The following is a 9,420-nucleotide window of genomic DNA, read 5'->3' on the forward strand; positions in this document are numbered from 1 at the left end:
CCTTGGGGCGATCGAGCGCGGTCGGCCTCGTTCGAATGTCAGCGCCCGACGATCCGTGGCAGGAGCTTCTGCGCAACGCGCAGCACCGTATCCTCCGCCGCGCCGCGGTCGATCGAGCGGGCATCGATCGTGAGGAGGTCGCCGTCGCGCAGGACGATGGCGGTCGCGCCCGCACCCGTCCCGAACGCGTAGGAGGTGATCCATGCGACCGCCGGGCCGGCCGGCAGGGTCGTGAGTCGGCAATCCGGATTTCTCTGGAGGCACATCGTCTCCAGCGCCGCCATGGTGGTCTTGCCGGATCGGATACGGCCCTCGGTGCCGTCCGTGAGGCGTCCGAGTTGCAGCGCGACGGTGGGGGCGCCGTCGCAGGCCGGGCAGGTGAGCATGAGCTGGAACGGCTGCGCCTGCGCTGTGGCGTCCTTGCCGAGGGCTGCGCGGGCTTCCTCGGTCAGCGGCGTCAGATCATGAACCGTGAAACCCAGGGCAAACGCCGCCTGTGACCAGAAGCAGCACAGGATCACGACAACACAGCGCATGAGAAGAATCCCGATCGATCGCACGATCGGCGGTAACGGAATGATGGAGGAAGATCCAGGCCGACGGAGCAGCGTTCAATGACCGGATCGATGCCGGTCCAAGCTTGAACCTTGGAGATAGATTATCCTAATGCCGACTTACAACCTTTGCGGTCCGCCAGGGAAATCTTCGAACATCATCGCCAGAGTATCGAAAGCTTAAAATTCGATTGGCGTCACATCGGCGGGTCCGGCGGTGTGAGGCTCTTCCGTGAGAACACCACCGGTTACATCCGTCAGCGGCGCGCCCCGCGTCGGTCGATCCGACGCGGGGCCCGTTCCCGCCCGGGACGGGCCGGCGTTCCGGTCAGCCGATGCCCTCGAACAGCGCCGACGAGATGTAACGCTCGGCGAAGGAGCAGGCGATCGTGACGATGCGCTTGCCCTGGAACTCCGGGCGCTTGGCCAGTTCCAGCGCGGCGGCGACATTGCCGCCGGTCGAGATGCCGCCGGGGATACCCTCCAGACGGGCGAGCGCCCGGGCGGTCTCGAAGGCGGTCTGGTTGGATACCTTCAGCACGCCGTCGAGGATATCGGTGTGCAGGTTGTCGGGGATGAAGCCCGCACCGATACCCTGGATCTTGTGCGGGCCGGGCTGGCCGCCCGAGATCACCGGTGAATCCTCCGGCTCGACGGCGAAGACCTTCAGGTTCGGCAGGCGCGGCTTCAGCACCTCACCGACGCCGGTCACGGTACCACCGGTGCCGACGCCCGCCACGAACGCGTCGAGCTGGCCGCCGGTGTCGCTCCAGATCTCCTCGGCGGTGGTCTTCCGGTGGATCTCGGGGTTGGCCGGGTTCGAGAATTGCTGTGGCATCACCGAGCCGGGGATCTCCTTCAGGAGCTCTTCAGCCTTCGCGATCGCGCCCTTCATGCCCTGGGCGCCAGGGGTCAGCGCGAGTTCCGCGCCCAGGAAGGCCAGCATCTTGCGCCGCTCCAGCGACATCGTCTCCGGCATGACCAGGATCAGGCGGTAGCCCCGGGCCGCCGCCGTGAAGGCCAGGGCGATGCCGGTGTTGCCGGAGGTAGGCTCCACCAGCGTGCCGCCGGGCTGAAGCTTGCCGGAGGCCTCGAGCGCGTCGATCATGTTGACGCCGATGCGGTCCTTGACGCTGGCGATCGGGTTGAAGAATTCCAGCTTCAGCAGGATCTCGGCATCGACGCCGTGCTCCTTCGGCAGGCGGTTCAGGCGGACCAGGGGGGTGTTGCCGATCGTCTCGGTGATCGAGCTGTAGACACGGCCATGGCCGACCTTCGCCGGCGCGTTGAGGGAATCGGCCATCGCGGAGCTCCTGCTCGTGTTGGGATCGATGAGATGTGGGTCCGGTCGGACGGGACCAAGCCCCCCGGGGGCCGGGAAGCCGGGATTGGCGGCGGACGGAGGGCTGCGATATCGCGTTGCCGCCCGGGGAGCAATCGGGCTAAGTGCCCATATCAAAAGTTCTTTCCGCTTTGGCGGAGCTCTTGGCCGCGGCGTGGAACGGTTTTGCTGGCCGCGAAACAACCGACAGAAACTTATTCTCCCGTTCGGCGCCGATCCGGCGCGCCCGCCGCAGGAGCATGCTGATGTCGCCTCATGTGCCGACCCCGGAAGCCCGGACAGCGAACCGCCGAAGGGCGATGTCGGGGATGCTCCTGGGGGCGCTTGGCCTCCTCGCGCCTCGGTCGGTGCGATCCGAGGAGCCGGTCCGGGCTGTTTTGGCCACGGCAACGCCCGGCGGCGGCTTTCCAGCCTTCGGGGCGGCCTTCGCGGGCACGATCCGGCAGGCCGATCCGGCACTCGTCATCGAACTCCGCGCCAGCGCCGGCTCGGTTGAGAATCTGAGGCTCCTGCAGGCCGGCCGCGTCGATCTCGGACTCGTGCAAGGGGAATACGCCTACCCGGCCTTCGCGTCGGCCGAGGGCGTGACCGTGCTGGCGCCGATGTATCCGACGCCCGGCCTGTTCGTCGTTCCGATGGAGAGCGCGATCCGGTCGGTCGCGGATCTGCGCGGGCGTAGCGTCGTTCTGGGCACCCACCAGTCGGGGCTCACCGTCATGGCCCGCGCTGTATTGAGGGCCTCGGGGCTCGACCCCGCGCGCGATATCCGCCCGGTTCTGCTCGATCGGGCAGGGGACGGGCCGACCCTGGTGCGCGACGGTCAAGCCGACGCACTCTGGGGCGGCGGGCTCGACTGGCCGGGCTTCATCGCCATGGCCCGGGCACCAGGAGGCGCGCGCTTCTTCGGACCCTCCGAGGCCGGGATCGCCCAACTGGCACAGCCCGGCGGCGCGATGAAGCGTCTGACCGTGCCGGCTGGCAGCTTTCCGGGGCAGTCGGCGCCGATCGAGACGGTGGGCTCCTGGAGCTTCGTTCTGGCGCGCCCGGGCTTCGACGGGGAGACGGCTGACCGGATCGTCCGCGCGCTCGGCCGGAATGGTACTGCTCCGACGAACCCGAAGAACCTGATCGGGCTCGTCCCAATGGATCGCATCAATGCCGCCACCGCGCGCGCTCTGCGCGCAGGCGGGCTCATCCAGCCGTAACGTCGCCTGGGATCAGCGGAACGAGGCGACGCGGCGATCCCGCTTCCGTTCGGTCGCCGGTTGATAGGCGATCTCGGCGTGATGGGTGCAATAGGGCAGGCCGGTGATTGAGCGGGCGCCGCAGAACCGGAATTCCGGTGTGGTCGGATCGCCGAGCGGCCAGCGGCACATGGATTCCCGGAGGTCCATGATGGTGACGCGCTGGGAAACCGGCAGCGGTGTCGGCGCTGGCGTCGGGGCGGATGCCGGGAAGTCGGGCGCCGGCCGATGCGACACGATCGCCACCGGCTCCGGAGCCTGCGTCTCCACCACCGCGATCGCCGTCTGGATCTCGATGACCTTCGCCGACGGCGTCGCGGTGCTTGGCGCTTCCTCGCCGCCCCGGGCCCGGCCCGCCAGACCGAGGCGATGGACCTTGCCGATCACCGCGTTGCGGGTGACGCCGCCGAGTTGTGCCGCGATCTTGCTCGCGCTCTGCCCGTCTTCCCACAGCCGGCGCAGGAGCGCCACGCGATCATCCGTCCAGCCTACAGCCGCTTCCATAATCCCCTCCGCCCCCTGCGGCCCGCGCTGCGCCGTGCCCCGGCGCGCACCCCCGGGTCTGCCGACCCCCAATCGGCGGGTCATGCGACCGAGCGGACCGCGCACCCAGGCCAGGCTGGCCGCACCGTGGTGCGACACCCTGTCCCTCGGGCCGCCGGGAACCCTAGCGCGGTGCTGACGAGCGTTGCAAGGGCGCCTGCCCGTTCCCCTCGATCACTGTCCACCGGCAATGGCGGAATTACCGATCGATGCGTTCGCGCTGGGCGCACTGGGTCGCGGACCGGTCCCGCATCGTCGCTGTTCACCGCCCGTCGAACCGGGTGCAGAATCGGCGCGGGCGTAACCCCGCCGCGCTCGCGCCGCGATCCCATGGGATCGTGACTCCGGCGCAACAGCGGGGCGTTATCGTGCCTGCCGGGCGGCAAAGATGGAACGCACGTCACGGCCAAGCTCGTTTCCTGTGGCAGGGTGGCCAAGCTTCAAGGATCAGGGTGACGAGGATGGGTTTCCGTCTGACAGGCTTGCGGGCGCTGGCCGCGCTCGGGCTGGCGGGTCAGGTCGCGGCCTGCGGCAGCCTTCCGCGCACGCCCTACAGTGCCGAGCAGGCCTCGTTCGCGAGCGTTCCCGGCATCCCCGGCGCCCGCGTCTACGCGGATGCGTCGGTGGCGACGATCGCGGAACTGGCCGCGAATCCGCAGCGCCGGACCAAGGGGTTCTCCTATCTGGCGCTCTCGGGTGGCGGCGGCGACGGCGCCTACGGGGCCGGCGTACTCAATGGCTGGACCCAATCGGGTCAGCGGCCCGAATTCACCCTGGTCTCCGGTGTCTCGACCGGCGCGCTGATCGCGCCTTTCGCGTTCCTGGGCTCCAGCTACGACGCCTACCTGACCGAGTTCTACACGAGCGGCGTCGCCGGTGAATTGGTGGCCTCGCCCAACCTTGCCAACGTGCTGTTCGGTTCGGGGCTGTTCGGCGACGGACGCCTGCGCAACCTGATCGGCCGGTACGTCACGCCGGACCTGATCCGGGCGGTGGCCGAGGAGCACGCCAAGGGCCGGCGCCTGCTCGTGGTGACCACGAACCTCGATTCTCAGCGGGCGGTGATCTGGAACATGGGCGCCATCGCGGCGAGTGGCGTGCCCAACGCCCGGGACCTATTCCGCGACGTGCTGGCCGCCTCCGCCAGCATCCCGGCGGTGTTCCCGCCGCAATTCATCGACGTCTCGGCCGGCGACGCGCGCTTCCAGGAGATGCATGTCGACGGGTCAGTCGTGACGCCGGTCTTCACCCTGCCGCAGACCCTGCTCCTGCGCGACGGGCGGATCCGCACGGGCGGGAAGGCTGAGATCTACGTCGTGATCAACGGCCGTCTGGAACCCGACTTCGAGGTGACGAAGGACAACACGCTCTCGATCGTGGAGCGCTCGTTCACGACAGCGAGCCGTGCGCGCTCGCGGGCCACGCTGACGGCGACCTACGCGCTGGCACGCGGCAACGGGATCGGCTTCAACCTGACCTATATCGACGAGGGGGGGCCGAAGGTGCCGGCCTCGAAGGGGTTCGACACCGCTTACATGCGTGCCCTCTACAAGGAGGGTCTGGCGAAGGGCCGGACCGGGACCTTCTGGCAGCACACGGTTCCGGCCGCGCCCACGGTCAAGGAGACGGCGAGCGCGCTCGCGAACTGAGCCGGGCTCGGTCCTGCGCCGCGCGCCGGTCGGCGCGCGGCGTCTTGGCTTACTTGCCCAGGATCTTGGTGACGAGGCGACCGATCGGCGTCGCCGTGCTGGCGTTCCGGTCGTCGCGGTCGATGGGGCGGTTCTCGTTGCCGAGGAGCTTGGTGACGAGGCGTCCGATCAGGTTCATGGGATGGCCCTCCAGTATCGCGCCAAAACGGCGCAGCTTTCGATTCAACGGGCGAGCCGCGCGGCGCGTTCCACCCGCCCGGCTCGACTTCAGACCTGCATGAGCCGGATGTTGTTGGTGTTGCCCGCCGTGTGGAACGGGATGCCGGCCGCCACCACGATGATGTCGTTCGGCTGGGCGAAGCCCTCCGCCTTGGCATGCTGGCAGGCCTTGGCGGTCATCTCCTCGTAGGAGTCGACATCGTCCGTCAGGACGCTGTGGGCGCCCCATAGCAGGCTCAACCGGCGCGAGGTCGCGAGGTTCGGCGTCAGCGCCAGGATCGCGGCGACGGGTCGCTTCCGCGCCACCCGGGCCGCGGTCGTCCCGCTCGACGTGTAGGCCACGATCGCGGCGGCATGGATCGCCTCGGCGAGGTCGGCGGTCGCGGTCGCCACCGCGTGGGGCGGCGTCTCCTCCTCGCCGGGCTCCGAGGCCGCCACGATGGAGTGGTAGAGCTTGTGCCCCTCCACGCTGCGGATGATCCGGTCCATCATCGCCACTGCCTCCACCGGGTAGCGTCCGGTGGCCGATTCCGCCGAGAGCATCACGGCGTCGGCACCGTCATAGATGGCGGTGGCGACATCCGAGGCCTCGGCCCGGGTTGGCGCCGGGGCGTTGACCATCGAGTCGAGCATCTGAGTCGCCACCACCACGGGCTTCACAGCGAGCCGGCAGGCGCGGATCAGCTCCTTCTGACGGCCCGGCACATCCTCGTGCGGGATCTCCACGCCGAGGTCGCCGCGCGCCACCATCACGGCGTCGGAGAGCCGGACAATGTCGTCGATCCGCTCCAGCGCCTGCGGCTTCTCGATCTTCGACATGATCCCGGCCCGGTCGCCGATGATCCCCCGCGCCTCGATGACGTCCGAGGGCTTCTGCACGAAGGACAGGGCGACCCAATCGACACCGAGGTCGAGCCCGAAGGCGAGGTCGGCCCGATCCTTCTCGGTGAGCGGCGACAGGTCGAGCAGCGTACCCGGCAGGTTGACACCCTTGCGGTTCGAGATCGGGCCGCCGGTCACCACCTCGGCCGTGATGGCGGCGCGCTCCGGTCCGATGACCCGCACCCGCACCCGTCCGTCGTCGATCAGCAGTTCCTGCCCAGGCACCACGGCGTCGAAGATCTCCGGGTGGTGCAGCGGGATCGAGTGCTTGTCGCCGTCCGCCCCCTCCAGGACGAAGCGCACCCTCTCGCCGGCTTCAAGGTCGAGGCGGCCGCCCTGCAGCGTGCCGATCCGGATCTTGGGGCCCTGCAGATCCTGCAGGATGCCGATCGGTCGGCCGACCTCCTGCTCGAGGGCACGGATCGCGGCGTGGACCCGGGCGTGATCCTCCTGCACGCCATGGCTGAAGTTCAACCGGAAGGTATCGACTCCGGCGAGGAACAGGGCCTTCAGCCGATCGGGCGCCGAACTGGCGGGACCCACGGTGGCGACGATCTTGGCGTGGCGGTGACGGCGCATGCGGGTCTCGGCCTCCTGAGGCTGCCTCTGGCAATCGAGCCGGGCGATCGGCCGCCCCCGATGCCGCTCGGATCGGTGCCGACAGGCACCATGGCGAGGGGGAACGCCGCCGGTCGGGGGCGTGTTCGCGCGGTTGCCCGATTCGGTCGGCCGCTATCTGGACGCCTCGCGGGCGATCCCGGCAAGCCCCGCCTCGAACACGCCGGCGATATCGGCGACGGCCTCGGCATCGCTCATCCCCTCGGCATCGAAGGCCGCGCTCCAGATCACCGTGGACCCGCGACCGTTCGGCCGGACCGCCAGGGTCGCGTTGTAGCTGCGCACCGGCAGGGGCCCCTGGATGAAGCTGTAGCCGTAACTCATGCCCGCCTCGTCGCGGACCGTCTCAACCTCGACGATCGTGCCGAGGCCGCCCTTCACCACGAGACCGCGGATCTGCGCGCGGATGCCGTCATCGTCGTCATCGGCCGACAGGATGCAGCGCTCCACCTGCGGATGCCAGAACTGAATGGCGCAGAAATCGCCCACCAGGGCCCAGACCGCTGCGGCGGGGGCCGGGATGTCGCGGCTTCGGGTGACCTCCAGGGCATGGGCCGGAGCGGAGGCGAGGAGAACAGCACCGAGCGTCGCGCGAATCAGCGTCTTCATCATCGGTCTCCTTTGGACCCCCGGAAGGCGGATCGATTCACGGCTTGGTCCACCCCTGGAACCCGCGCCGACCGGCCGGGTATGATGGGACCCGAACAGACCGCGAGCCGAGACCGCCGATGAGCCGCCCGATACGCCCCGGCGCTGGATTCCGAAGCGTCGTGCTGACCTGCGCCATGGCGCCAACGCTCGCCATCGCGGCGCCCGATCCGACCCCGCCCACACCGTCCTTTGAGTCTTGCCGCACTGACCTGATCAACTTCGCCATCACCCAGGCCGTGCCGCAGGACCTCGCCGACGCCCAACTCGCCAACCTGACGCCCGATCCCGACGTGTTGGCCGCCGCCACGAGCCAGGGCGAGTTCGTCAGGCCGCTCTGGGATTATATCGAGGCCAGCATCAACCCGGCGCGGATCGAGGCCGGTCAGCGCAAGCTCGCCGAGCAGGCCGAGACCTTCGCGGCCGTCGAGGCCCGCTACGGGGTCGACCGCCACATCCTGGCCGCGTTCTGGGGTGTGGAGTCGAGCTTCGGCGCGGTGCTCGACAACCCCGCCGTGGTGAAGCCCGTGGTGCGCTCCCTGGCGACGCTGGCCTGCGGCGATCCCGCCCGGGCGCCCTACTGGCGCAATGAACTCGCGGCCGCGCTTCAGATCCTGGCCTGGAACCAAGCGCCCCTCGACCGGATGCCCGGCGGCCTGACCGGCTCCTGGGCGGGCGCGATGGGCCACACCCAGTTCATGCCGAGCGTCTACCAGCGCGATGCGGTCGATTTCGACGGCGACGGACGGCGCGACATCTGGACCTCGGTGCCGGATGCGCTGGCCTCAACCGCGCAATACCTCCGCGCCAACGGATGGAAACCCGACGAGGGCTGGGGCTCCGAGGCGCTGCTGCCCGGGACCTTCGACGCCGCTCTGGCCGATGAGACCACGCCCCGCAGCCTCACGGCGTGGCGGGCGCTCGGCGTGCGGCCCGCCCGTCCTTCAGCCTTCCCGGACGAGGCCGGGGAAGCGACGCTGATCCTTCCCGCCGGCCTTCGCGGCCCGGCCTTCCTGCTGAGGCCGAACTTCGCGGTGATCCTGCGCTACAACACGGCGCTCGCCTACGCGCTGACCGTGGCGCTGCTGTCGGACCGCCTGCGCGGCGATCCGGGCCTTGTCCGCGATTGGCCCCGGGGCGATCGGGTGCTTACAAGCGACGAGCGCCGGGATCTGCAGACCCGCCTGATGGAACGCGGTTTTGCCACCGGGGGGGTCGACGGGAAGATCGGCCCGAAGACCCGGTCGGCTCTGCGCGCTTTCCAGGGCTCTGTCGGGCTGCCAGCCGACGGTTATGCCGACGCGGCACTGCTGGAGCGGATTCGGGGAACGCCTTGAACCAAAATCCAGTCCGCTTCAGCGTCCGCAGAGAAGGTTTCGAGCCAGTTCGGTGCTGGCCTGGGCGGCTCGGACCTCCGCATGTGCGATGCGGACGGCCGCCCAGGAAACAGGGCCCTGACCCGGAAAGGCCGGGATCAGGCGGTGGATGTCCGCTTCGACACCGACGCGAGCGGCGGGGCATGCCGTAGGTCGGGCGGCGTCTTGAAGTCCCGGGCCGCACCGCGGGACGCCTGGACGCCCCGCGGGAAGCCGCTGCGATCCCGATAGGAGCGCTTCCGACCCACCGCACGGCTGTGCCGGGCCGTGCTGGCCTGAGCGTCGATCAGGTCGACCGCCGTGATGCCCAGCAGCAGGGCCAGGGCGATCACGACATTGTCGCGC

General features: G+C 69.5%; 9 protein-coding genes and 1 pseudogene. 3 read left to right on the top strand and 7 right to left on the bottom strand.

Going from position 1 to position 9,420, the window contains the following annotated elements:
• Positions 1-38 precede the first annotated feature (38 nt).
• Together MKK88_RS27600 and cysK are read right to left on the bottom strand one after the other, a co-directional pair.
• Entirely contained in the window at positions 39-536 is a 498-nt protein-coding gene (locus tag MKK88_RS27600; protein WP_244005535.1) for a hypothetical protein, read from the bottom strand.
• A gap of 346 nt (positions 537-882) precedes the next feature.
• Positions 883-1,857, bottom strand: a complete 975-nt coding sequence (cysK, locus tag MKK88_RS27605) for a cysteine synthase A (protein WP_244005537.1) — start codon at positions 1,855-1,857, stop codon at positions 883-885.
• A gap of 338 nt (positions 1,858-2,195) precedes the next feature.
• Here cysK and MKK88_RS27610 point away from each other — a divergent pair, with 338 nt between their 5' ends.
• Positions 2,196-3,101, top strand: a complete 906-nt coding sequence (locus MKK88_RS27610; protein WP_244005539.1) for a TAXI family TRAP transporter solute-binding subunit — start codon at positions 2,196-2,198, stop codon at positions 3,099-3,101.
• Positions 3,102-3,113: 12 nt separating this feature from the next.
• On the opposite strand, the gene MKK88_RS27615 is transcribed toward MKK88_RS27610, so the two are convergent.
• Positions 3,114-3,644, bottom strand: a complete 531-nt coding sequence (locus MKK88_RS27615; protein ID WP_244005541.1) for a GcrA family cell cycle regulator — start codon at positions 3,642-3,644, stop codon at positions 3,114-3,116.
• 500 nt (positions 3,645-4,144) lie between these two features.
• Here MKK88_RS27615 and MKK88_RS27620 point away from each other — a divergent pair, with 500 nt between their 5' ends.
• Positions 4,145-5,332, top strand: a complete 1,188-nt coding sequence (locus MKK88_RS27620; RefSeq protein WP_244005543.1) for a patatin-like phospholipase family protein — start codon at positions 4,145-4,147, stop codon at positions 5,330-5,332.
• Positions 5,333-5,381: 49 nt separating this feature from the next.
• On the opposite strand, the gene MKK88_RS27625 is transcribed toward MKK88_RS27620, so the two are convergent.
• From MKK88_RS27625 to MKK88_RS27635, 3 genes are all read right to left on the bottom strand, one after another.
• Positions 5,382-5,510 (bottom strand): TFIIS helical bundle-like domain containing protein, encoded by a 129-nt coding sequence (locus MKK88_RS27625; RefSeq protein WP_192706684.1) that lies wholly within the window; start codon positions 5,508-5,510, stop codon positions 5,382-5,384.
• An 89-nt stretch (positions 5,511-5,599) separates the two neighbouring features.
• On the bottom strand, positions 5,600-7,012 hold the full coding sequence (pyk, locus tag MKK88_RS27630) for a pyruvate kinase (protein ID WP_244005545.1): 1,413 nt from the start codon (positions 7,010-7,012) through the stop codon (positions 5,600-5,602).
• Positions 7,013-7,165: 153 nt separating this feature from the next.
• Positions 7,166-7,660: an SRPBCC family protein gene (locus MKK88_RS27635; RefSeq protein ID WP_244005548.1), complete on the bottom strand. Its 495-nt coding sequence runs from the start codon at positions 7,658-7,660 to the stop codon at positions 7,166-7,168.
• 119 nt (positions 7,661-7,779) lie between these two features.
• Here MKK88_RS27635 and MKK88_RS27640 point away from each other — a divergent pair, with 119 nt between their 5' ends.
• The gene (locus tag MKK88_RS27640) at positions 7,780-9,036 is read left to right on the top strand and encodes a lytic murein transglycosylase (protein WP_409566719.1); all 1,257 of its coding nucleotides are present in this window, start codon (positions 7,780-7,782) and stop codon (positions 9,034-9,036) included.
• 137 nt (positions 9,037-9,173) lie between these two features.
• Here MKK88_RS27640 and MKK88_RS27645 read toward each other — a convergent pair.
• Positions 9,174-9,420 (bottom strand): annotated as a pseudogene (locus MKK88_RS27645) (hypothetical protein); the annotation flags it as partial.

Origin of the sequence: Methylobacterium sp. E-005 (assembly GCF_022829725.1) — a bacterium.
In the GTDB taxonomy this organism is placed as follows: Bacteria; Pseudomonadota; Alphaproteobacteria; order Rhizobiales; family Beijerinckiaceae; genus Methylobacterium.

Bases quoted from the DNA above. Each gene is read 5' to 3' on its own strand.
- MKK88_RS27640 (WP_409566719.1), top strand. From the start codon at position 7,780: ATGAGCCGCCCGATACGCCCCGGCGCTGGATTCCGAAGCGTCGTGCTG.
- MKK88_RS27615 (WP_244005541.1), bottom strand. From the start codon at position 3,644: ATGGAAGCGGCTGTAGGCTGGACGGATGATCGCGTGGCGCTCCTGCGC.
- MKK88_RS27610 (WP_244005539.1), top strand. From the start codon at position 2,196: ATGTCGGGGATGCTCCTGGGGGCGCTTGGCCTCCTCGCGCCTCGGTCG.
- MKK88_RS27625 (WP_192706684.1), bottom strand. From the start codon at position 5,510: ATGAACCTGATCGGACGCCTCGTCACCAAGCTCCTCGGCAACGAGAAC.
- cysK (WP_244005537.1), bottom strand. From the start codon at position 1,857: ATGGCCGATTCCCTCAACGCGCCGGCGAAGGTCGGCCATGGCCGTGTC.
- MKK88_RS27620 (WP_244005543.1), top strand. From the start codon at position 4,145: ATGGGTTTCCGTCTGACAGGCTTGCGGGCGCTGGCCGCGCTCGGGCTG.
- MKK88_RS27600 (WP_244005535.1), bottom strand. From the start codon at position 536: ATGCGCTGTGTTGTCGTGATCCTGTGCTGCTTCTGGTCACAGGCGGCG.
- pyk (WP_244005545.1), bottom strand. From the start codon at position 7,012: ATGCGCCGTCACCGCCACGCCAAGATCGTCGCCACCGTGGGTCCCGCC.
- MKK88_RS27635 (WP_244005548.1), bottom strand. From the start codon at position 7,660: ATGAAGACGCTGATTCGCGCGACGCTCGGTGCTGTTCTCCTCGCCTCC.